The 21,295-nt window shown below is 73.2% G+C and carries 18 protein-coding genes and 1 pseudogene; 12 read left to right on the top strand and 7 right to left on the bottom strand.

Going from position 1 to position 21,295, the window contains the following annotated elements:
- The first annotated feature begins 76 nt into the window (after window positions 1-76).
- The 4 genes from ACFYS8_RS20880 to ACFYS8_RS20895 all read left to right on the top strand — a co-directional run bounded on the left by ACFYS8_RS20880 (window position 77) and on the right by ACFYS8_RS20895 (window position 3,582).
- Window positions 77-1,423, top strand: a complete 1,347-nt coding sequence (locus ACFYS8_RS20880; RefSeq protein ID WP_387642982.1) for an NtaA/DmoA family FMN-dependent monooxygenase — start codon at window positions 77-79, stop codon at window positions 1,421-1,423.
- Window positions 1,424-1,533: 110 nt separating this feature from the next.
- Window positions 1,534-2,082 (top strand): flavin reductase family protein, encoded by a 549-nt coding sequence (locus ACFYS8_RS20885; protein ID WP_387642983.1) that lies wholly within the window; start codon window positions 1,534-1,536, stop codon window positions 2,080-2,082.
- Entirely contained in the window at window positions 2,075-2,509 is a 435-nt protein-coding gene (locus ACFYS8_RS20890; protein ID WP_387642984.1) for a riboflavin kinase, read from the top strand. The genes ACFYS8_RS20885 and ACFYS8_RS20890 overlap by 8 nt, the downstream gene beginning before the upstream one ends.
- A 392-nt stretch (window positions 2,510-2,901) precedes the next feature.
- Entirely contained in the window at window positions 2,902-3,582 is a 681-nt protein-coding gene (locus ACFYS8_RS20895; RefSeq protein ID WP_387642985.1) for a nicotinamide riboside transporter PnuC, read from the top strand.
- Between the two features lie 69 nt (window positions 3,583-3,651).
- Here the strand turns inward: ACFYS8_RS20895 and ACFYS8_RS20900 are convergent, their stop codons facing one another.
- A complete protein-coding gene (locus tag ACFYS8_RS20900) occupies window positions 3,652-4,815 on the bottom strand; it encodes a serine hydrolase domain-containing protein (protein WP_387642986.1) in 1,164 nt (387 codons plus the stop codon).
- A 111-nt stretch (window positions 4,816-4,926) separates the two neighbouring features.
- Here ACFYS8_RS20900 and ACFYS8_RS20905 point away from each other — a divergent pair, with 111 nt between their 5' ends.
- From ACFYS8_RS20905 to ACFYS8_RS20920, 4 genes are all read left to right on the top strand, one after another.
- Window positions 4,927-6,381, top strand: coding sequence for a hypothetical protein (locus tag ACFYS8_RS20905; RefSeq protein ID WP_387642987.1), 1,455 nt, complete (start codon window positions 4,927-4,929; stop codon window positions 6,379-6,381).
- 42 nt (window positions 6,382-6,423) lie between these two features.
- Window positions 6,424-6,924 (top strand): GNAT family N-acetyltransferase, encoded by a 501-nt coding sequence (locus tag ACFYS8_RS20910; RefSeq protein ID WP_387642988.1) that lies wholly within the window; start codon window positions 6,424-6,426, stop codon window positions 6,922-6,924.
- A gap of 136 nt (window positions 6,925-7,060) precedes the next feature.
- Window positions 7,061-8,488 carry a hypothetical protein gene (locus tag ACFYS8_RS20915; protein WP_387642989.1) on the top strand — a complete coding sequence of 476 codons (1,428 nt, stop codon included), beginning with the start codon at window positions 7,061-7,063 and terminating at the stop codon, window positions 8,486-8,488.
- A gap of 27 nt (window positions 8,489-8,515) precedes the next feature.
- Window positions 8,516-9,106, top strand: a complete 591-nt coding sequence (locus ACFYS8_RS20920) for a hypothetical protein (RefSeq protein ID WP_387642990.1) — start codon at window positions 8,516-8,518, stop codon at window positions 9,104-9,106.
- Window positions 9,107-9,125: 19 nt separating this feature from the next.
- Here the strand turns inward: ACFYS8_RS20920 and ACFYS8_RS20925 are convergent, their stop codons facing one another.
- From ACFYS8_RS20925 to ACFYS8_RS20935, 3 genes are all read right to left on the bottom strand, one after another.
- On the bottom strand, window positions 9,126-9,662 hold the full coding sequence (locus ACFYS8_RS20925) for an SMI1/KNR4 family protein (RefSeq protein ID WP_387642991.1): 537 nt from the start codon (window positions 9,660-9,662) through the stop codon (window positions 9,126-9,128).
- 358 nt (window positions 9,663-10,020) lie between these two features.
- Window positions 10,021-11,538, bottom strand: coding sequence for a hypothetical protein (locus tag ACFYS8_RS20930; protein WP_387642992.1), 1,518 nt, complete (start codon window positions 11,536-11,538; stop codon window positions 10,021-10,023).
- Window positions 11,539-11,674: 136 nt separating this feature from the next.
- Window positions 11,675-12,910 carry an erythromycin esterase family protein gene (locus ACFYS8_RS20935; protein ID WP_387642993.1) on the bottom strand — a complete coding sequence of 412 codons (1,236 nt, stop codon included), beginning with the start codon at window positions 12,908-12,910 and terminating at the stop codon, window positions 11,675-11,677.
- A gap of 79 nt (window positions 12,911-12,989) precedes the next feature.
- Between ACFYS8_RS20935 and ACFYS8_RS20940 the strand changes: the two genes are divergently transcribed.
- Entirely contained in the window at window positions 12,990-13,784 is a 795-nt protein-coding gene (locus ACFYS8_RS20940; RefSeq protein WP_387642994.1) for a MerR family transcriptional regulator, read from the top strand.
- On the opposite strand, the pseudogene ACFYS8_RS20945 reads toward ACFYS8_RS20940, so the two are convergent.
- Window positions 13,775-14,689 (bottom strand): annotated as a pseudogene (locus tag ACFYS8_RS20945) (amidohydrolase); the annotation flags it as partial. The gene ACFYS8_RS20940 and the pseudogene ACFYS8_RS20945 sit on opposite strands and share 10 nt — an antisense overlap.
- Before the next feature lie 315 nt (window positions 14,690-15,004).
- Here ACFYS8_RS20945 and ACFYS8_RS20950 point away from each other — a divergent pair.
- Window positions 15,005-16,225: a beta-ketoacyl-[acyl-carrier-protein] synthase family protein gene (locus ACFYS8_RS20950; protein ID WP_387643046.1), complete on the top strand. Its 1,221-nt coding sequence runs from the start codon at window positions 15,005-15,007 to the stop codon at window positions 16,223-16,225.
- A gap of 79 nt (window positions 16,226-16,304) precedes the next feature.
- On the opposite strand, the gene ACFYS8_RS20955 is transcribed toward ACFYS8_RS20950, so the two are convergent.
- On the bottom strand, window positions 16,305-17,291 hold the full coding sequence (locus ACFYS8_RS20955) for a hypothetical protein (protein WP_387642995.1): 987 nt from the start codon (window positions 17,289-17,291) through the stop codon (window positions 16,305-16,307).
- A gap of 155 nt (window positions 17,292-17,446) precedes the next feature.
- Between ACFYS8_RS20955 and ACFYS8_RS20960 the strand changes: the two genes are divergently transcribed.
- A complete protein-coding gene (locus ACFYS8_RS20960) occupies window positions 17,447-18,616 on the top strand; it encodes a methyltransferase (RefSeq protein ID WP_387642996.1) in 1,170 nt (389 codons plus the stop codon).
- 180 nt (window positions 18,617-18,796) lie between these two features.
- Entirely contained in the window at window positions 18,797-19,741 is a 945-nt protein-coding gene (locus ACFYS8_RS20965; RefSeq protein WP_387642997.1) for a rhomboid family intramembrane serine protease, read from the top strand.
- Window positions 19,742-19,792: 51 nt separating this feature from the next.
- On the opposite strand, the gene ACFYS8_RS20970 is transcribed toward ACFYS8_RS20965, so the two are convergent.
- Window positions 19,793-21,202, bottom strand: coding sequence for a PLP-dependent aminotransferase family protein (locus tag ACFYS8_RS20970; protein WP_387642998.1), 1,410 nt, complete (start codon window positions 21,200-21,202; stop codon window positions 19,793-19,795).
- Window positions 21,203-21,295: the final 93 nt, after the last annotated feature.

Below are 21,295 nucleotides of genomic sequence, written 5' to 3' on the forward strand. Positions count from 1 at the left end.
CCTGATTTACCGTCACTTCACTGACGTCCCACAGACTTTCCTGTCACCCGCAGCATCAGTTCAACGGAGAACACCCATGCGCAGCCTCAAGCTCGGACTGTTCGAGAACGCCCAGACCAACGCGAGCGGCACCGCCACCTGGCGCCACCCCGACAGCCGTCGACACCTGTTCGACACTCTCGGCTACTGGCGCGAGGTCGCGCAGCTCTGCGAGGACGCCAAGCTGGACTTCCTGTTCCTGGCGGACGCCTGGGGCTGGTCGGAGATCAACGGGGTGCGCCCGCCGATCGCCACCGAGGAGACCCTCGACCTGCCGCGCCTGGACCCGTTCGTGATCGCCTCGGCGCTGCTCGCCTCGACCACCGACCTCGGCCTGGTGGTGACGGGTTCGGTGCTGGTGGAGCCGCCGTACGGGTTCGCCCGCCGCCTGGCCACCCTGGACCAGCTGTCCGGCGGCCGGCTGGGCTGGAACATCGTCACCACCGGCACCGCCGACACCGCCGTGAAGGCGTTCGGGATGGACATGGTGGCGCACGACGACCGGTACGCGATGGCCGAGGACTTCCTCGACCTGGTCTACAAGTACTGGGAGGGCTCCTGGGAGCCGGACGCCCTGGAGAAGGACAAGGCCGGCCGGTTCGCCGACCCGGCGAAGGTGCACCTGGTCGAGCACGAGGGCCCGTACTTCCGCTCGCACGGCTACGGCAACACCGCCCGCTCCCCGCAGGGCACCCCGGTGCTGTTCCAGGCCGGCGCGTCCCCGGCGGGCCGCCGGGTCGGCGGGCGGCACGGCGAGTGCATGTTCGTCGGCAGCGGCAGCGTCGCGCAGCTGGCGGGCCACACCAAGGCGATCCGCGAGGAGGCCGTGAAGGCCGGCCGCGCCGCCGACCAGGTCAAGATCATGTCGGCGTTCTCCTGCGTGGTCGGCGCGAGCACCCAGGACGCCGAGCGCCGCTGGCAGCGGATCCTGGACGCGCAGCGCCCGGAGGTCACCGTCGCCTCGTACGCGATGTTCACCGGCCTGGACCTGTCCTCGTACGCGCCGGACACCCCGATGAGCGAGCTGTCCACCGAGATGTCGCAGACCCAGGTCGCCCGGTTCGCCGACAAGACGGTCGGCGACGTGCTCGCCGACTGGCACACCCACGGCGTCGGCGCCCGCCCCGTGGTCGGCACCGCCGAGGAGATCGCCGACGAGATCTGCGCGCTCGCCGAGGGCGCGGACCTGGACGGCTTCCTGCTGTCGCCGCCCGTGCAGCCGGCCTCCACCGTCGAGTTCGTCGAGTCGGTCCTGCCGATCCTGCGCAAGCGCGGCGTGTTCCGCGGCGAGTACACGGACGGCGAGTCGCTGCGCGAGCGCCTGACCGGTGCCGAGGACCGCGCCCTGCCGGCCAGCCACCCGGCCGCCCGCTACCGCCGCTGACCCTCCCCGCCCGCACACCCACGCCACCCACGCCATTCGCGCCATTTAGCGACGAGAGGACGACGACGGCCATGGCCACTCCTGCCCACCACCCCACGACAGCCGGTGACTTGAGCACGGCCGCTCGGCCGAGCACGACAGGCGACCTGAGCGCGGCCACGCTGCCCGGGCCGACCGGCGACCTGAGCGCGGCCACGCTGCGCCAGGCCTTCGGGGCGTACCCCACCGGCGTGGTCGCGATCGGCGCACTGCGCGACAGTGCGCCGGACGGGTTCGCGGCGAGCTCGTTCGTGTCGATATCGCTGGAACCGCCGATGATCGCGGTCAGCGTGGCCCGCACCTCGACCACCTGGCCGCGCCTCGCCGACCTGCCGGTGCTGGGGCTCAGCGTGCTCAGCCACGGCCAGGGCACGCTCTGCCGCCGGCTGGCCGCCCGCTCGGGCGACCGCTTCGAGGGCACCGACTGGCAGGCCACGCCGGACGGCGCGGTGCTCATCGAGGGCGCCGCGCTGTGGCTGACCGCCCGGGTCGGCGCGGTGTACGACGGCGGCGACCACGAGATCGTCCTGATGGAGCTGCTCACAGCCGAACTGTTCCCCGGCGTGGAGCCGCTGGTCTTCCACACCAGCCAGTTCCGCGAGCTGTCCCCCCATGCCTGACCCCTCGCCCTCGCCAACCCGCCTGTCCGGCACCGTCGTTCACGGTGCCGGACGGGGCCGGGGCCTCGGCTTCCCCACCGCCAACATCTCCCCCGACCCCGACGCGGACGTCCCGCCACCGGCCATCTACAGCGGCTGGCTGGCCCGCCCGGCCTCCGGCGCCGTGCACCGCGCGACGATCAGCATCGGCACCAACCCCACCTTCGAGGACGGCCCGCGGATCCACACCGAGGTGTACTGCCACGACACCTCCGACGACCTGTACGGCGAGCACGTCGCCCTCTGGTTCGTCGCCCGGATCCGGGACACCGTCAGGTTCGCCTCGGTGGACGAGCTACTGCTCGCCGTGAAGGCGGACGTCCGCCGCTCGGAGGCGCTGCTGGACTCGGCGCACGGCTGCCGCGTTCGGGCCGCTGCGCTCAGCTGACGTTTCGTCAACTTCGTTATTTTTCAGGTACGCACGGCCTCGCGGCCCGTACCCCACAAGCCGGTCGGCCCCGCCCCCGCTTCCCCCGATGCGGGGCCGACCACCCCCTCTTCCCGCTGCACGGCACGCACCCTCCCCCCACACCCACGTCTGCACCCAACGCCCGCGTGCCCGGCCGGCCCCGCCCCCGCATCCTCCCTCGCAGGGCCCGGCCGCTCTTCCCCCTCCTCGCGCCCCCTCCCCCCTTCCCATTGCACGGCACGCACCCTCACCCCCACACCCACGTCTGCGCCCAACGCCCGCGTGCCCGGCCGGCCCCGCCCCCGCATCCTCCCTCGCAGGGCCCGGCCGCTCTTCCCCCTCCTCGCTCCGAACGAACAAAGGTGTGAGCAATGAGCGCATTCAACTGGTTGAACGAGCAGTTCAGCTTCTTCGGACTCCCCGTCTACTGGTCCGACTTCCTGGGCAACATCCTCGCGCTCGCCACCGTCTGGCTGGCGCTGCGCCGTTCGCTGGTGGCCTGGCCCGTCCAGATTCTCGGCTCGGTCTTCCTGTTGATCGCCAGCCTGAACGTGCACCTCGGCGGCAACGCCGCCCGGCAGGTCGTGATCATCATGTCGGCCTCCTGGGGCTGGGCGACCTGGAAGCGCAGCCGCGAGCAGGAAGGCGTCATCAACGTCCGCTGGGCGACCTGGACCGAACGCGCCCTGCTGATAGGCGCGATGGTGCTCGGCACTGCCGCGTTCGGCGCGGTGCTCAACTGGAAGGACGCCTCGTTCTACCCGGGCGCCCCGTGGTGGATGATCCTCGCCGACGCCTGGATCTTCATCGGATCGATTCTCGCCATGTACAGCCAGGCCCGCCGCTACATCGAGTTCTGGTTCGTCTGGCTGGCCGTGGACCTGGTCGGCGTGCCGCTGGCCATCCACTCGGAGCTGTACTTCTCCGGCATCGTCTACGGCATCTTCTTCGTCATGGTCCTGATGGGCATCCGCGACTGGGCGTCCCGCAGCAAGCCCCAGGACATCGCCTCCCCGCTGGAGCCCGCCGTCCAGGTCGAGAGTCGCTCCTGACACTCCCCCGCAACCGCGACAGGCCGGCCCCGCCCACGGGAGCCGGCCTGTTGCGCTTCTGATGCTGCGTCAGTTTGCCTGAAGCGCCCGGTAAACGGCCGCGATCAGCTTGTGGTTCTCCGGGCCCGCGCCGTAGCGGGACGGGAAGCCGAAGCGGCGGCGGGTGTAGGCGTAGGCGAGGCCGCTGCCCGGGTCGGCGAAGCCGAGGGAGCCGGTGGCGCCGCTGTGGCCGAAGGCTTCGGGCCCCAACGGGCGGAACAGGGCGGTGAGTTCCTCGAAGCCGAGGCCGAAGACGTCCTCGTTGCCGGTGATCACGTCGGTGCCGTGGAACTGCGGGCGGGCGAACTCGGTGATGGTCTCCGGCTTCAACAGCTGGGCCCGGCCGTCCACTTCGCCGATCGCCGCCGAGTACATGCCCGCCACGCCGCGGGCGGTGCCGACGCCGCCGGACGAGGCCGGCCCGAGGGCGCGCACGGTGGGGTTGTTGGCGAAGTCCACCAGTTCCGTCTTGTGTGGCCCGTTCTGGTTGCCGGCGACGGCGAGGATGCTGTTCGGGTCGAGCTTGCGGGCCGCGAGCCGCTCGGCCTCCTCCGGCGTCGGCAGGTGCGGCAGCGTCTCGGCCCGGCGCGGCTCCAACTCCTCGGGCAGGCCGAGGTAGAGGTCCAGCCCGTACGGTGCGCGGATCCGCTCCTCGAAGATCTGCTGGATCGAGCGGCCGGTCACCCGCCGCACCACCTCGCCGGTCAGCGCGCCGATCACGAACGCGTGGTAGCCGTACGCCGATCCCGGCTCCCAGAACGGCCGTTGGGCCGCCAGCCGGGCCGCGACCACCCGGTCGTCGGCGATTTCCTCGTCGGTGAAGCCGCCGTCGGCCCCGGGCACGCCCGAGCGGTGCGCGAGCAGCTCGCGCAGCGTCAGCCGATCCTTGCCGTGCGCGCCGAACTCCGGCCAGTACGAGGACACTTCGCGGTCCAGGTCGAGCACGCCGTCCTGCACCAGCAGGGCGACGACCAGGTGCGCCGCGCCCTTCGAGATCGAGAACACGTTCATCAGCGTGTCCGGCTCCGTCCCGTCGCCGGACCACAGGTCGACCACCCGGCGCCCGTTGACGTGCACCACCAGCTGCGCCTCCGGCGAGGCGTTCATCTCGCCCAGCGCGGCGGCGAATTCGTCCCGCACGCCCTCGAAGCCCACCGCCACCGTGCCCTGCACCGCACCGCCCTGGTACGCCATGGCCGTCTCCCCCGTCCACTTCGATCATCCGGCCGCATGTCGACCCGGAGTCCCCAACTACCGTTCCCCCACGAAGATTCCCGCTCCGGACGATCTTCTAGGATCACCTCCGTGACCAGCACTTTTCGCATCGAACGCCGCTTCGCCGACCGGCCGTTCGCCGAGGCCGGCGACCCTGCGGTGGCGGTGACGGACGAGCGCCGCGCCCTGCTCGCGGTGGCGGGCCTGGCCCGCCACGGGCGGCCGGCGCCGGTGGCGGTGTACCGCACCGGCGACCTGGCCTGCGTCGCCCTGCTGCGCTCCGGCTACCCCGTGCACGCGCTGGCGTTCCACCCCGAGCTGCCGCTGCTGGCGATCGGCACCGGCCGGTACGACGGCGGGCACTCCTTCGAGGGCGAGCTGCTCCTGCTGGATCTCGAATCCGGCGCGCACGTCTCGCTGTTCGAGGACTGGATGGGTCGCGAGGTGCTCGGCCTGGAGTGGCTGGACGGGCAGTCGCTGCGGCTGCTGCTCGCCCCGCCGGACGACTGGCAGGACCGCGCCGCGTGGCAGGACGGCCACCGCGCCGTACTGCACCGCCCCGACTGGCGCACCGTCGCCCCCGGGTCCGTCACGCCGGCCGAACTGGCCGGACCGCGTCTTCCCGTCCCCCGCCCGGACGGCGCCGAGGCGGCCCGCCACCTGCTGGACGACCTGCACGGCGGATGGGCGCCGCGCGGTCCGGTCAGCGCCGTCGAGGAACTCCCGGACGGGCGCCTGCTGGTGGCGCTGCCCGGGGTGCTGGAGTGCCGCACACCATCGGACGCCGTCGCCTGGTCGGCGGAACGGGTGGACCGCGCAGGCGAGTTCGCGGTCGCCCCAGAGCGGCAGTCGGTCTTCGTCCGCAGCGCCGAACCGTGGTCGGTCACCGAGCTCTCCCTCGCCGACGGCTCCCGGCTCGCGCAGTATCAACCCCGGCGCAACACCGGGCTGTTGGCGTGCGCGGACGGCCTCCCGGTGATCGTCCCGTTCTGGCACCGCGATCTGCGGATCCGGCACAGCCGCCTGGTGTACACCTCGCCGCACCCGCCCCGGCCCGACCGGTGGGTTGCGACGGCCGACCCGTCGCGCCTGCGCGCCGCCGAACGGCCCTTCCGCACGGTCGGCCGGCTCGAACAGCGCTTCCCGCTGTCCTGGGACCCGACCGAGACCCACCTGCCCGGCCCCGGCGTCGAACTCCCCGACCGCGACCTGCTCCACGCCGGAACCGTCCACCACGGCCAGGGCCTGCAACCGGGCGGCTCCTTCGTGGTCCGCCGTGACCCGTCCGACGGCACGCCGCGCTGGGTCTTCCGCACCGACCGCCCGGCCCTCGCGCTGGACGCCGACTTCGACCGTGGAATCGCTCATGTCGCCTACGACGACGCCGAGTTGGTGACCCTCTCGGCCACCGACGGCACCGTCCTGCGACGCGCCCCGCTCACCGTCGGCCGGGTCACGGCGGTCGCGACGGCACTCACCGTCCCCGGCCCCGGCCGCCTGCTGATCGGCACCGCGGACGGCCGCCTGCTCGCCTGCACCACCTGACGCGGGCCGGTCCGCCGCGCCGGCCTGTGCCATGATCGGCCCATGCCCGAACCCGTGATCCGCCCGCGACGTGACGACGATCTGCCTTCCTGCGTACGGGCGTTGGCCGGCGTGTACGAGTCGGACGGGTATCCGGCGTACTGGCCGACCGAACCGGAACACTGGCTGACGCCAACGGAGTTGCTCGGCGTGTGGGTCGCCGCCGACGGGCCGGAGGTGCTCGGCCACGTGGCCCTCACGCACAGCGGGCCCGTCCTGGCGGCGGCGGTCGGACTCCCGGAGGACCAACTCGCTGCCGTGGCACGGCTGTTCGTCGGGGTTCCGGCGCGGCGGGGTGGTCTGGCCGGCGCGCTGCTGGAACGGGCGGCGCAGGCGGCGATCGAGGGCGGGCGGCGGCCGGTGCTGGAGGTGGAGTCCGGCGCTGCGGGTGCGATCGCGCTGTACGAGCGGGCCGGCTGGCAGTTCGTCTCCACCGCCACCGCGAACTGGCTGACGCCCGCCGGGGAGCCCGCCGTGGTGCACACGTATCTCGGCCCGGCCTGACCCTCTCTCAGGACCTCCCGCCGCTCGTGGGACGATACGAAAATCGGTTCGCTTACCGGCCGCGATTCACGGGAGACTGCCTGGTCGCGATCGGCGTGCCCGATCACCGCCGTCCCGAAGCCCAAGGTGCTGCCGCATGACCGTCCCCACCCCGCCCGACCGCCCCGAAACTGCTTCCGGGCCGGCGCCCGAAGCTGCTGCCGGGCCGGTGTCCGAGGCCACGCCCGCGCCCGTCTCCATGGCAAAGCCTGAGCCCGAGGCCGAGCCTGTCTCCGCGCCCGAACCGGACGCCGAAGCCAAGTCCGAGCTCGTCTCCATGGCGAAGCCTGAGGCCGAGGCCGAGCCTGTCTCCACGCCCGAACCGGAGGCCAAGGCCAAGTCCGAGCTCGTCTCCATGGCGAAGCCTGAATCCGAGGCCGAGCCTGTCTCCACGCCCGAACCGGAGGCCAAGGCCAAGTCCGAGCTCGTCTCCATGGCGAAGCCTGAATCCGCGCCCGCGCCTGCGGCCACGGCCGAGCCCGCGCCCGCCTCCGAGGCCATGGCCGAGCCCGCACCCGCGCCCGCCTCCGAGGCCATGGCCGAGCCCGCACCCCCGTCCGCAGACACCCCGCCATCCGCCAACCCGTGGGCCGCACCGAACCCCAACACGGCACCGCCCACGCCGTATCCGGCACCGACACCGACTCCGACTCCGACTCCGGTCCCCGGCCCGCCCCAGGCCCCTGGCGCCACCGGCACGTACTGGCCGCCGTACGCGCCTCCGGCCCCGCAGCCGCGGAACGGCATGGGCGTGACGGCCCTGGTGCTCGGAATCGTCGGGCTCGTGCTCAGCCTGCCGCTGATCCTGTTCTGGCTCGCCTGGCTGCCCGCCCTGCTCGCGGTGATCTTCGGCTTCATCGGCCTGAGCCTGTCGCGCAAGGGTCTCGCCACCAACCGGGCGATGGCGCTCACCGGCACCATTCTCGGCCTCATCGGCGTGGTGGCCTCCCTCTGCGTCGGCGGACTCGCCATCGTCGCCGTGCAGGCCGGCGTCCGCGAGGAACACCGCCGCGTGCAGGAGCAGCGGCGCGACGACACCGAGAGGCAGCGCCTCGTGGACGAGCGGGCGAGGCAGCGCGCCACCGAGCAGGAGACGAAGGCCGCGGACGAGCGGGCCCGCCGCCTGTCGTTCGGCGGTTCCTACACGTACCCGGACGGCCTGAAGGTCACCATGTCCGAGCCGACCCTCGTCACGCCGAGCCGGAGCGGCGGCGCCCCGCTCCCGGAGGACGCGACGTTCGTCCAGGTCCGGGTCACCGTCGTCAACACCACCAACGCCCAGCTGTCGCTGTACGGTTCGGGCCTGCTGATCGTCAAGGACTCGCACGGCACTCTGCTCCACCCGCTGTACGGCGGCAGCCAGTACAAGGCTCTCCCGCAGAACCTCGACCCCGGCCAGGAGGCCACCGGGCAGGAGACGTACGGGCTGCCGAACGCCTCGGCCAACCCGTTCAGTCTCCAGTTCACCCACGGCACCCGGATGGAGCGCAAGGACGTCATCTGGACCGGCGCCCCGCCCCACTGACCCAGCCCGCCAACGGAGTTCACCCGCATGACCGCCATTCACGAGCTCGCCGCCCTCGGCGAGCCCGTCCTCGCCGTCGCCGACCCCGCCCGCCGGCTGCTCGCCGTGGCGTGCGCGGACAAGTACGGCAAGGCCCTGACGCTCGGCCTGTTCGAGACGGGCGAACGGGCCCGGCTGCTGCGCCGGATCAAGTGCGAGCACCACGTCAGCGCGCTGGCGTTCCACCCGAGCAGCCCGCTGCTCGCGGTGGGCCTCGGCGAGTACGACGGCGGCTACTTCTTCGTGGGCCAGCTACTCCTGGTGGGACTCTTCAACAACACCCGGCGGTCGATGTTCGCCCACTCCTGGGGCCGCCAGGTCATCACCGCCGAGTGGCTGGACGACACCCGGCTGCGCATGCACCTGGCCCCGCACGACGACGACAACGACGACGCCGCCCACCACGAGGCCCACGTGGTCGTCCTGGACCGCCCCGACTGGACGTCCGCCCTCGGCCGCACCATCCCCGACAAGCACCCCCAGGGCCCGCGCATCCCGTTCCCCCGCCCGGTCCACGACCCGTCCGACGCCCGCCAGTTGGCGACCCGCCTGCTCGACCCGCCGGTCCACAACCGCTGACAACCTGCTGCCCGCGGCCTCAACGGCAGAGCTCGGCCACGGTGTCGTCGAACTCGGGGAACTCCAGGGCCGCTTCCTCGATCACCGCGGTGGGCGACTGCCGCCGCTCCCCGGCGAACTGCTCGGCGACAGCCAGCAGCTCGGCCCGCGGCCGGGCCGTCCACTCCCGGCGCCGCGACGGGTCGGCGGCCTCGCCCGGGCCGTACCCGCCGGCCAGCAGCCACACGAACGCGCCCAAGTCGCGGGCCACCACGCCGGTTTCGCCCTCGGATCCGAGGAACACCACGGGCTGCTCCACGACCGGACGCCCCGGCCGGACCAGCCAGAACGCCGCGTGCCCGCCGCTGCCGTCCTGGCCGAACACCCGGAACTCGTCACCGTCCAGTTCGGCGTTCCCGGTCCAGGCCCGGAACCAGGACGTGGTGTCGTCGGCGCACTCGAAAGCCGGGAACGGCTCGAAGTCGATCCCGCAGTCACCGTCGTAGTCGCAGTCGAGGACGAGTGCCAGCGCGGCAGCGAGAGCGGCGGGGAACTGTCGGTCATCGGTGTGGTTCACGTGGGCGAGGCTAGTACTCCAGTGTGACTCCGCGATCTTGATGATCACGCGGTGGCCGCTGCCGTTCCCACCGGCTCCGACCCGAGATCGCGAAGCCTGGAGCACTGAGCCGCCGGCAGTGGGCCGAGTTCGGCGGCCCACTCCGGGTCCGCGATTCCCACGCAGTAGGCGTGGGTGAAGCCGTCGGTGTCGTCGCGGACCCCACCGCCCGGCTCAGCCCGGAGCGCTCGGGCAATTTCCCGCACCACGGCCAGGTACAGGCGACGCTTCGACGTGCAACGCACGGGCCAACTGCGCTCCGCACGTTCGCCGTTGCAGATCCCGGCCTCGAACCACTCGGCCCCCTTGATACGGCCCGTCAGTCCACCTCGTCCGGCGGCATCAGCCGCAGCATCTCGGCCACCGGCAGCGCCGGATTCGCGGCGGCGCCCTGGACGGTCGCCGGGTCCGAGTCGTCCAACAGGGGCAGGAGTTGGGCGAGCGGCAGCGCCGGATGGGCGGCGGCCTTGCGGCGGGCACGTCGATCGCGCAGACAGGCGGTGAGGGTGGGGCCGTCGGCGGCAGGGTGGTCGGCCAGGGCACGCAGGGTGGCGACGTTGTGGTCGGCGCGGACGAGTTCGGCCAGCAGCGCCGTACTCGCGTCGGGGTTGGCCGCGATTCCGGCCCCGACGGCGCGGCCGTGGCGCCGGTGCATTGCTCTCAACTGCCCGTCGTCCAGGCCGGGATGGGGCGCGACGGCGGCAGCGACCTTGGCCACGGCGTCGTCGGCGAGCCGGTCGCGGACGGAGGCGGGCAGGTCGCGGCGGAGTGCGGTGAGGCGGCGCAGTTCGGGGTTGGCGGAGCCGGCGAGCGCGTCCAGTTCGGCGGGCGTGGCGGCGGCGATCCGCGGCAGCAGCAGCGGACCGAGCCAGTCAGTGGCGCACAGCCGGCCCAGGACGTCCAACGGGAGCAGCGGGTGCTGGGCGGCGCTGCGTCGCACCTCCACGGACGGGTCCTCGGCGAGTTGCCGGAGCAGCTCCTCCCCGATCGCGGGGTTGCTCGCCAGCGGCTCCCGCACCCAGATCTCCGGAGCGGCGGCGAGCACGGCGTACGCGGACGCGGGGAGGTCGGTGCGCGAGGCGAGTTGCTCGCGCAGAAACGGCGACGGGGCGTCCAGGTACCGCATCACCTCGGCGACGGGCGCGGCCGGATTCCCGAGCGCGGTCCGCAGAATCGTATGCCGCGCGTACTGGTGACTCCCGTCGCAGGCCGCCCCGCCGGGCAGGGTGCACTCCGGGTCCGGGCAGTCCGGCGGATGGACCCATGGGACGGCGTGGCGCACGCATACGTCACAACTGACCAGCGGCGGACGGTCGTTGATCAGGTCGGCGAGGACGGCGGGCGGCACGTCCCGGTTGAAGCCGAGTTCCGCCCGGACGTGCTGCGACGGGTGCGCGGCCAGCAGCGCGGCGATCTCCGGGTCGTCCGTCTCCTCGGCGAGCGCGAGCGGGACGGCAGGATCGGAGTCGCCCGCCAGCCGCCGCGCCACCTCACGCGGCAGCGCCCGGCACCCGGCCAACTCCTCACGCAACTCGGCCCGTTCGACCAGCACGTGCGCCCATTCGACGGGCGCGAGCCCGGCCCGCAGCAGAGCGAGCGCGGCGACCGGCTGTTGCACCGGGTCGATCCGCTCCACAGCCAACTGCTCACTCTCAACGAGGCCCCCCGCGACCGCGACACCCCGCTCGGCAAGGACCAATCTCTGACGCTCCGTCAGATCAGTGCGCTCCGCGAGCTCCAGCGACAGGTCCGGCTCGCCCATCGCCAACAGCCGGTCCACCGCCTCGACCGGCAGCAACGGATTCTCGGCCAGCCCGGCCCACACATGACGACGCATCCCGGCATCCTCCCCGAATCGCCCGCACCCCGCCGCGAATTACGCCCCGCCCCCGCCCAAGCCGCACCCCGCCGCGAATTACGCCCCGCCCCCCGACTAAGCCGCAGCCTGCCCGCCGCAAGCCGATCGTCCCGCCTCACCCGCCCCCGAACACCCCTGCCTGCCGCGGGATCTCCCGCACGAACACCACCCCGTCCAGCAACTCCAGCGCCTCCGGATCGAGCCCGAAGTACGTGTGATCAGCCGGAACCCGCCGCTTCACCCGGCCGGCCGTCGCGGCGGCCAGCAGCCCAGGGTCCAGGACCGAACGGGCCTCGGGCAGGGTGGCGAGGTGGCCCTCGAGGGTCTCGGGGGCGGGGTGGTCGTCGGCGGCGCGGTGGCCGAAGGCAGTGGCGACGAAGGCGTAACCCTCACCGAGGCGGGCGGCGAGGAGGGAACCGGCGCTCCAGCTGAGCAGGTGGTGGGTGCCGAGCGGGATGCGGGCGGCCTCGCGCTGGAGGTGGAGGTTGTGGGCGAAGACCAGTGTCGGACCGCGCCGCGCCTCGCGGCGTGTGATCGCTTCGAGGTTGTCGGCCATCATCAGCCCCCGTTGCCGCATCAGCGCGTTGAACCGGTCCGGCCCGGTGTCCGCCATCGCGGCGTGGAATCGCAGCAGCCCGCTCGCGGTCCGCGCGTCCAACTGCGCCCGCCAGTACGTCTCGGGGTCCGCCTCGGCCGCGAACTGCGGCCCGTGCGCTGCGAGCAGCGCCGCCAGATCGTCGGCGATCAGCCGTAGTTGCTCGGCCTCGGCCGTCCGCCCGACGGACCGCTCGGGCTCGAACGCCGCCGCCGGGTCGGTCCACCTCTCGTCCGGCCCGCACAGCCGCCGCAACTCGCCCTCCGACACCACGAGTTCGGCCGGAAGATGCGCGGCCAGGAAGTCGCGCAACCGGACCAGCGAGGGCCCGGGCGCCGCCGCTCCCGTCATCTCCAGCGGCCCGTCCGCGCCGTAGAACCGCAGCCGCTCCTCCCCCTCCCCCAGCCCATCGTTGAACTCCCGCATCCAGCGCACCAGTTCAAGGTTCCCGGCGAACTCGCCGAAACCGTGGCTGAACCCCTCCCGCACCAGGTCCGCAAGCTCGCCCTCCCCGCCGCCGCCCACGTAGGCGTCCACGGCGAGCGCCGCCAGACAGTCGCTCTCCACGGCGATCGACCGGTAACCGTGTTCGGCGACCAGGTGCCGGAAGAGTTCGTTGCGGATGTCGAGGAACGCCTCGACGCCGTGGGTGGGTTCACCCAGCGCCAGCACCCGGGTGCCGGGCGGGATCAGGTCGGTGACGGCGGACGGGGAGAAGGGACGGGAAGCGTCCCGGAGCGAAGACCAGAGAGTCATGACTTCCACCGTATCCCTGAATTCTCGTTGTAAAGTTTTCTGCTCTCAGCCCGCGAATCCAGTAGAAAAGTTTCAAATCATGGCGCTGCGGCCGATCGATCTGGCCCGGGAGCACGGCCTGTCCACCCAGGCGGTGCGCAACTACGAGGAGGCGGGCATCCTGCCGCCCGCCGAGCGGTCCCCGTACGGGTACCGGCAGTACGGGGAGCGGCACGCCGTCGCGCTCCGCGCGTTCCTGGCCCTGCTGCCGGGGCACGGCCACCGCGCGGCCGGCGCCATCCTGTGCGCCGTCAACACCGGGGAGCCGGAGGAGGCGCTGCGGCTGATCGACGAGAGCCACGCCCTCCTCGCCGAGGACCGCCGCACCCTGGACGCGGTGCGCACCGCACTCGATCACCTGCCCCCGCGCCAACCGGCCGCCACCGAACCGGCCCAACCGGCCGTCGCCCAACCAACCGTCGCCCAACCGGCCGCCACCGAACCGGCCCGACCGGCCCAACCGGCCGTCGCCGAGAGCGAATTCACCCACATCGGCCCGCTCGCCCACCGCCTCGGCCTGCGCCCGGCCACGCTGCGCGAGTGGGAACGCGCGGGGCTGGTCACCCCGTCCCGCGACGCCCGCACGGGCTACCGGACGTACACGCCGGACCAGGTCCGCGAGCTGCTGATCGCCGAGCAACTCCGGCGCGGCGGCCACGGGTTGGCCCGGACGGCCGAGATCCTGCACCGCCTGCGCTCGGCGGGCCACCCGGATGCCGTCCGCCCCACCCTGGCCGCCTGGCAGGACCGTCTCACCGCCCGCGGCCGCGCCCTGCTCTCGGGCGCGGCCGCCCTGCACACCTACCTCAACCACCCACAAGAGCCTCAGATCTGACGGTTCGTCACCACACCACCGGACATGGTCAGCGGCACGGCAGTACCGGCGAACTCATCGGCCGGCGCGGTCAGCGGGTCGAGTGCGAAGGCGGTGAGGTCGGCGCGCAGCCCGGGCACGATGCGGCCGGTGCGGTCGAACTCGCCTGCGGCGCGGGCCGCGTGGGTGGTGTAGCCCTCCAGCGCCATCAGCCGGGTGAGCGCCTGGCAGGGGGCGACGGGCGCGGTGTCGGTGCCGGCGTGGCGGCGCAGCTGCGCGTAGGCGAGGACGCCGCGCGGGTCGTGGTGGGCGATGGGCCAGTCGGAGCCGAGGGCGAGGGTCGCGCCGCTGTCGCGCAGGGTGCGGCAGATCCAGGCGCGTTCGGCGCGTTCGACGCCGAGGCGGGTGGACCAGGTGTCGGTGTGGTCGGCCCGGGTGTACGCGGAGTGGGTGGGCTGCATGGACGCGGGGACGCCCAACTCGGCGAAGCGCAGCGCCTGTTCGTCGCTGAGCGTCTCGATGTGCTCGATGCGGTGCCGGCCCCGGGCGGTGTACGGCAGTGCGGCGATGGTGTCGAGGACGTGTCGCACACCCGCGTCGCCGATCGCGTGAGTCGCGGTGCGCACCCCGTAGGCGTCCAACTGCCGGACCACGTCGGTGTATTCGGCGGGGTCGAGCCAGAGCGCGGCGGTGCCCTCGCCGTGGCAGTCGGGGCGTTCCAGCCAGGCGGAGCCGCCTTCGACGGTGCCGTCCATGAACAGCTTCACCCCGCAGACCAGCCAGTTGCGGCCGGACTCGCCCTGCAGGTCGGCGAGTTGGCGCAGGTCGGCGGCGCTCGCGCCGGGCATGCACCAGGGGGCGATGCGCAGCCGCAGCGGCAGGGGGCGGTCGGACTCGATGGCGCGGACCAGTTCGAGGATGTCGCCGCCGGCCCGTCCCGCGCCGACACCGCCTTCGAACTGGCCCTCGCCGCCCTCCTCACCCGGGCCCGCACCCTGCTCCCCTGCTCCCCTGAACCCCTGAACCCCTGAGCCCCTGAGCCCCTGAGCCCTCGGACTCTTCCCGGCGAACCGTCGACTCAATCTGTCCGGTCCCTCCAAATTCGCCGGACGCGAATCAGTCCCGTCCAGTACCCCAACTCCCCATCCCCCCTTGGCAGAGTGGCCATCACCGAACGACCCGGCCGACCGCCGGGGCGGAACTTGTTGTGCCCTCACTACAAAGGGAGCTGCACCGTGCGCATGGAATCCGACAGCGTCACCGACCCCGTTCTGGTTACCGGCCTGGGCGCCACCACCCCGCTCGGCGGCACCGCCCCCGCCACCTGGCAGGCCATGCTGGAGGGCCGCAACGGCATCCGGGCCATCGAGCGGGAGTGGACGGCCGAGATGCCGATCCGGATCGCCGGGCAGCTCGCCGTCGAACCGTCCGAGGTGCTCGACCGCATCGAGGCTCGACGCCTCGACCGCAGCGAGCAGTTGGCGCTGATCGCGGCCCGCGAGGCCTGGGCGGACGCGGGCCGGCCCGAAGTGGACGGGGAACGTCTGGCGGTGGTGATCGGCACCGGCACCGGCGGCGCGGTCACCATGCTGGAGCAGGACGACGTGCTGGAGCGCTCCGGTGTCCGCAAGGTCTCGCCGCACACCGTGCCGATGCTGATGGCCAACGGTCCGGCCGCCTGGGTGTCGATCGACCTCGGCGCCAAGGCCGGCGCCCACACCCCCGTCAGCGCCTGCGCGTCCGGCGCGGAGGCCGTCGCACTCGGCCTGGACCTGATCCGCCTCGGCCGCGCCGACGTGGTGATCGCCGGCGGCACCGAGGCCTGCCTTCACCCCCTCCCGCTGGCCGGCTTCGCCCAGGCCCGCGCACACTCCCTGCGCAACGACGACCCGGCCCACGCCTCCCGCCCCTTCGACCTCGACCGGGACGGCTTCGTCATCGGCGAGGGCGCGGCCGTCCTGATCCTGGAACGCGCCTCACTCCGCCCCGGCCGACGCGCCTACGCCACCCTCGCCGGCGCCGCCGTCACCTCCGACGCCCACCACATCACCGCCGGCCACCCCGACGGCCAGAGCCGCGCCATCCGCCGCGCCCTCGCCGAGGCCCGCATCGCCCCGGATCAGATCGGCATGGTGCACGCCCACGCCACCTCCACCCCCAAGGGCGACCTCACCGAAGCCGAAACCCTGGCCCGCGTCTTCGGCCCCCACCGCCCCGCCGTCACCGCCACCAAGTCCATGACCGGCCACCTCTTCGGCGCGGCCGGCGCCCTCGCCGCCCTCGCCACCGCCCGCTCCCTCCACACCCAACTCGTCCCGCCCATCCGGAACTTGACCACCCCCGACCCCGCCGCCGACCTCGACCTGGTCACCACCGCCCGCCCCGTCACCACCACCGCCGCCCTCACCAACGCCTTCGGCTTCGGCGGCCACAACGCGAGCCTGATCTTCACCACGGCCTGACGCCCGGCCCGGCCCTCGCCGGAAACGGCCCGGCCCGACCCGCCCCGAAAGCCGCCCGCCCGCGCCGGAACCCGCCCGGCTATCCGGCCCGCAGGGCGCGGCGGCGCAGCCGCTTGTAGGCGGTGCCCCGGCCGAGGCTGGTGAGGGAGCGGAGGTAGGCCCAGGGATGTTCGCTGGCGTAGCCGTTGAGCGCCCTGAAGTGCGGTGCGGCCAGGGCGTGTTCCTCGGCGAGTCCGAAGACGGCCGCGAAGAGGCCGTGGGCCTCGATCGCCGAGTAGCCGCCGCGGAACTCGGGGTGGAGGACGGATGCCCGTGCGGCGTCGACGAGTTCGGCGACGACCTCGGGCCGGCGTAGGTGGGCCGGGTCCTTGTCGCCGCCGACGTTGAGCCAGCGTTCGAGGTGCGCCTGCGCCACCAGGACCGGGTCGAGGCCGCCGGGATCCGCGACGCCGCGGCACTCCCGGGCGAAGGCGAACGCGGCATCCCAGGATCCGCCCCACTTGGGCAGCAGCTGCTGGAGCAGCTGGGACTGGCCGGCGTAGTCGTGCGGCTGGTGCGCGGCGAGCCGCTCGTAGCGGGTCCTGGCCCGGGCGATGCCGAGTTCGAGGCCGCGGGCCGTGGTGAGCCGGAGCCGCCACGCGTCGGCGTTGCCCGGTTCCTCCGCGACGACCTCGGCGAGCAGCTTGTCGGCGATCTTCAGGCGGCGGTGGAAGAGCCCGAAGGACTCGGCATCGACGTTCTTCGCCCGGGCCGCACCGCGCGCCTCCCAGGCCTGGTGGACGTAGTAGCAGCCGTGCAGCACCCGTGGCAGTGTGCTCCCGGGGTGCTCGGCCGTCATCCGTTGCAGGAACGCGCCCGCGTCCGGCGTCTCGGCGACGACGTACGCGGCGGTGGCGCGGTCGGCCGGGTCGGTCAGCCCGCCCAGGAAGGCCGCCACCTGCTCCCAGCGCTGCTGCTGGACGGATTCGCGCAGCGCCGCGAGTTCGGGGAAGGCCTTGAGCCGGTCGAACTCCGGGGACCGGGCGGGCGGTGCGGCTGGTATGGACGGCGGCGGGGTCGATGACATGCGGGGGATCTTAACGATCATCCTCGCCCTCGCGATCGCCCCGTCCACCGCCGTTACTGCCCCGACCGCCCCTCCCCCGCCGCCGCATGCTGCCGTCCCCTCCCCCGCCGTCACCGTCCGGTGACCCTCGCCCCCTCCGATAGCCTGGGGGCACGATGAACAACTCTTTCACCACCGCCTGGGGCACCTTCGAGCTGGCCCGATTCCCGGAGAACCCGCGCGAGCAGCTGCGCGCCTGGGACGCCGCCGACGAGTACCTGCTGCGGTACCTGAAGGAGGGGCCGGAGAACGGCGGCCCGGTGCCGCTGGACGGCGCGGTGGTGGTGCTCGGCGACCGCTGGGGCGGCGTCTCCACGGCACTCGCCGCGACGGCCGGAACGCTGACGGCGATCACCGACTCGTACCTGTCCGGCCGGGCGATCACCGCGAACCTGACCCGCAACGGCCTGGACCCGGCGCTGGTGGACGTCCGCACCACCCAGGACGCACCCCCGTCCCGCATCGACGTCCTGCTCGTCCGGGTGCCCAAGAGCCTGGCGCTGCTGGAGGACCAGCTGCACCGCCTGGCACCCGCCCTGCACGAGGGCACCGTAGTGGTCGGCACCGGAATGGTGACCGAGATCCACACCTCCACCCTCCAGCTGTTCGAACGGATCCTCGGCCCGACCCGCACCTCGCTGGCGGTCCGCAAGGCCCGCCTGATCCACACCACCCCGCAGCCGGAGCTTGCTCGCCCGGCCAACCCGTGGCCGCTGCGCTACAACCTGCCGGACGGCATCGGCGTGCTCTCGGGCCGCCAAGTCGCCAACCAGGCAGGCGTGTTCTGCGCGGACCGCCTCGACATCGGCACCCGGTTCTTCCTCCAGCACCTGCCCGACCTGCAGGACGCCCGCCGGGTCGTCGACCTCGGCTGCGGCAACGGCATCGTCGGCACCGCGGCCGCACTGACCGCCCCGCACGCCGAACTCCTCTTCGTGGACGAGTCGTTCCAGGCGGTGGCCTCCGCCGAGGAGACCTTCCGCACCGCCCTCGGCCCGGACGCCCGCGCCGAATTCCTGGTCGGCGACGCCCTCGCGGACATCCCGGACGCCTCGGTGGACGTCGTCCTGCTGAACCCGCCGTTCCACTCCCATCAGGCCACCACGGACGCCATCGCCTGGCGGATGTTCACCGGCGCCCGCCGGGTGCTGCGCCCGGGCGGCGAGCTGCGCGTGGTCGGCAACCGGCACCTGGGCTACCACGTCAAGCTCCGCAAGCTGTTCGGCAACTGCCGTACGGTGGCGGGCAGTCCGAAGTTCACCATCCTCAGCGCAACCCGCCGCTAGGACCCGAAACGCCCCCGCCCGAACACCCTCGCCCGCGCCCGCCCCCGCCCCCGCCGGGAGCCCGGGCAGGGCTGACCTCCCACCCGTTCGGGCCGTGCTCTAGGGTGAGCGCCGATTCGCCGTGGATCATCGCCGTGGACGCCCCGCGGCCGAGCACCACCGCCCAGGGGAGGCCCGTTCATGGACGCCGCAGAACCCGCCCCGGGAGCCCCCGCTCCCGAGGCGCCGTCACCGACCTGCTTCCGGCACGCCGACCGCGAGTCGCACGTCCGCTGCACCCGCTGCGACCGCCACGTCTGCCCGGACTGCCGACGCGACGCCGCAGTCGGCTACCAGTGCGTGGAATGCGTCAAGTCCGGCCACCAGAGCGTCCGCCAGGCCCGCACCGCGTTCGGCGGCCGGATCACCTCCCGGCCCTACGCCACCATCGTGTTGATCGCGCTCAACCTCGCCGCGTACGTCCTCGAACTGGTCCGCCCGGAGACCATCCAGCGGTTCGGCATGCTCGGCTCGGCGCTGATGCTGCGCAACCCGGGCGAGGACCCCACCGACATATCGGCGTTCTACCAGGCCGGCGTGGCCCACGGCGAGTGGTACCGGCTCCTCACCGGCGCCTTCCTGCACCTCTCCCCGACCGCGGACTCCTCCTTCGGCCCGTTCGCGATCGCCCACATCGTCTTCAACATGTACTGGCTCTGGTCACTCGGCTCGGTCATCGAGGACCGCCTCGGCGCCCTCCGCTTCACCGCCCTGTACCTGCTCTCCGCCCTCGGCGGCGACGTCCTGGTCTACCTGATCGCCCCCAACAGCCTCGCCATCGGCGCCTCCGGCGCGATCTTCGGCCTGGCCGGCGGCTACTGGATCCTCAGCCGCCGCCAGGGCTACGACCCCCTCGGCGGCAACCAGATGCTGATCACCATGGTGATCTGGATGGCCGTCTCCGCGAGCTTCACCTCCTGGCAGGGCCACCTCGGCGGCCTCCTCACCGGCCTCGCCTCCGGCGCCGCCATCGCCTACGCCCCCCGCCACCAGCGCGGCGTGGTCCAACTCGTCCTGCTGACCGTCGTCCTGCTCGTCCTCGTCTTCGCCGCCGTCGCCAACACCTACCAGCTGCTCACGACCTGACGCTCCGTCAGCTTTGCCGCCGCCGAGGTACAACCCGGCGGCGGCACCCCGTCAACCCACCTCCCGCGCCGCCTCCCCGAGCAGCGCCGCCGCCTCCCACAGCCGCTGCTCCGCAACTCCCGCATACCCCAACGCAATTGCCGGCCGCCCTGGCCCCAGCCGCCCCGGCGCGACCGTCGCCACCCGCACCCCGCGCCGCAGCGCGGCACCCGCCACCGCACCCTCCTCCACGCCGTCCGGCAGATCCGCGTACAGGTGCAACCCGGCCGCGACGCCCCGCAGTTCGGCCTGCGGAAGGTGCTGCCTCAGCGCGGCCGCCAAGGCATCGCGGCGGGCCCGGTAGCGGGGGCGGACGGAGCGCAGGTGACGGTCGTAGCCGCCGCTCTCCAGCAGGGCGGCGAAAGCGAGTTGGTCGATCGCACCGGTCCCGAGATCCGCGTACCGCTTGGCGTCCGCGAACTCCCCCACCAGGTACTCCGGCAGCACCGCCCAACCGAGCCGCAGTCCGGGCGCCAAGGTCTTGCTGAGCGAACCCAGATACACCGTCCGCTCCGGCGCCAACCCCTGGACGGCGCCCAGCGGTTCACGGTCGTAGCGGAACTCCGCGTCGTAGTCGTCCTCGATCACCAGCCCGCCGGCCCGCGCCCACGCGGCGAGTTCACTCCGCCGACGCGCCGACAGCACCACCCCGGTCGGGTACTGGTGCGCCGGGGTGACCAGCACCGCGTCCGCACCACTGGACGCCAACTCCCGCACCACCAAACCCTCTTGGTCCACCCGCACGCCCACCGGCCGCGCCCCGTGCGCCCGCAGCAACTCCAGCGTGCCGGGCGAACCGGGATCCTCCACCGCGATCCGCCGCCGCCCGCCGGCGGCCAGCACCTGCAACAGCAGCGCCAGCCCCTGCCCCACCCCGCTCACCACCGCCACCCGCTCCGGCCGCGCCACCACCGCCCGCACCCGGGCCAGGTACGCCGCCAACTCCCCACGCAGCTGCGGAAGTCCGGCCGGATCGGAGTACCCCAGCTCGCTGTTCGCCGCCCCCAGCAACGCCCGCCGCACCGCCGCCGCCCACGCCGCCCGCGGAAACACCCCGAGATCGGGCGTCCCGGGCTTCAGGTCGTACCGCACCTCGGCCGGCGCCGCCCGCTCCACCCACCCCGGCCCGGCCGCCGCCACCCCCGCCGCGACCCGCGTCCCCGACCCGCGCCGCCCCACCAGGTAACCCTCCGCCGCGAGTTGCTCGTAAGCCTCCACCACCACCCCCCGCGACACCCCCAACTCCGCCGCCAGCACCCGACTCGCCGGCAACCGCTCCCCCGCCGCCAACCGCCCGTCCCGCACCGCCGCCCGCAACCCCCGCGTCAACCGCCCCGCCAGATCCCCCGCCCCCTCCCCCCACTCGACCAACAACTCCCGCACCCCACCGGAAGACGCCCCCGACCCCACCAGATAACCCATACCCGCCATCATGCGGCAGGCCCCAAGTCTGCTGGCGATCAACGGAGCGCGAAAAGGCCCCGAAGTTTCTGGTCCCCATCTCCGACCCGCGCC

Source organism: Kitasatospora sp. NPDC004615 (assembly GCF_042873545.1).
Classification (GTDB): Bacteria; Actinomycetota; Actinomycetes; order Streptomycetales; family Streptomycetaceae; genus Kitasatospora.

What these genes read in the sequence shown, in the direction of transcription:
- ACFYS8_RS20880 (WP_387642982.1), top strand. Translation starts at nt 77, where the DNA reads ATGCGCAGCCTCAAGCTCGGACTGTTCGAGAACGCCCAGACCAACGCG.
- ACFYS8_RS20890 (WP_387642984.1), top strand. Translation starts at nt 2,075, where the DNA reads ATGCCTGACCCCTCGCCCTCGCCAACCCGCCTGTCCGGCACCGTCGTT.
- ACFYS8_RS20895 (WP_387642985.1), top strand. Translation starts at nt 2,902, where the DNA reads ATGAGCGCATTCAACTGGTTGAACGAGCAGTTCAGCTTCTTCGGACTC.
- ACFYS8_RS20900 (WP_387642986.1), bottom strand. Translation starts at nt 4,815, where the DNA reads ATGGCGTACCAGGGCGGTGCGGTGCAGGGCACGGTGGCGGTGGGCTTC.
- ACFYS8_RS20910 (WP_387642988.1), top strand. Translation starts at nt 6,424, where the DNA reads ATGCCCGAACCCGTGATCCGCCCGCGACGTGACGACGATCTGCCTTCC.
- ACFYS8_RS20915 (WP_387642989.1), top strand. Translation starts at nt 7,061, where the DNA reads ATGACCGTCCCCACCCCGCCCGACCGCCCCGAAACTGCTTCCGGGCCG.
- ACFYS8_RS20920 (WP_387642990.1), top strand. Translation starts at nt 8,516, where the DNA reads ATGACCGCCATTCACGAGCTCGCCGCCCTCGGCGAGCCCGTCCTCGCC.
- ACFYS8_RS20930 (WP_387642992.1), bottom strand. Translation starts at nt 11,538, where the DNA reads ATGCGTCGTCATGTGTGGGCCGGGCTGGCCGAGAATCCGTTGCTGCCG.
- ACFYS8_RS20935 (WP_387642993.1), bottom strand. Translation starts at nt 12,910, where the DNA reads ATGACTCTCTGGTCTTCGCTCCGGGACGCTTCCCGTCCCTTCTCCCCG.
- ACFYS8_RS20940 (WP_387642994.1), top strand. Translation starts at nt 12,990, where the DNA reads ATGGCGCTGCGGCCGATCGATCTGGCCCGGGAGCACGGCCTGTCCACC.
- ACFYS8_RS20950 (WP_387643046.1), top strand. Translation starts at nt 15,005, where the DNA reads ATGGAATCCGACAGCGTCACCGACCCCGTTCTGGTTACCGGCCTGGGC.
- ACFYS8_RS20955 (WP_387642995.1), bottom strand. Translation starts at nt 17,291, where the DNA reads ATGTCATCGACCCCGCCGCCGTCCATACCAGCCGCACCGCCCGCCCGG.
- ACFYS8_RS20960 (WP_387642996.1), top strand. Translation starts at nt 17,447, where the DNA reads ATGAACAACTCTTTCACCACCGCCTGGGGCACCTTCGAGCTGGCCCGA.
- ACFYS8_RS20965 (WP_387642997.1), top strand. Translation starts at nt 18,797, where the DNA reads ATGGACGCCGCAGAACCCGCCCCGGGAGCCCCCGCTCCCGAGGCGCCG.
- ACFYS8_RS20970 (WP_387642998.1), bottom strand. Translation starts at nt 21,202, where the DNA reads ATGGGTTATCTGGTGGGGTCGGGGGCGTCTTCCGGTGGGGTGCGGGAG.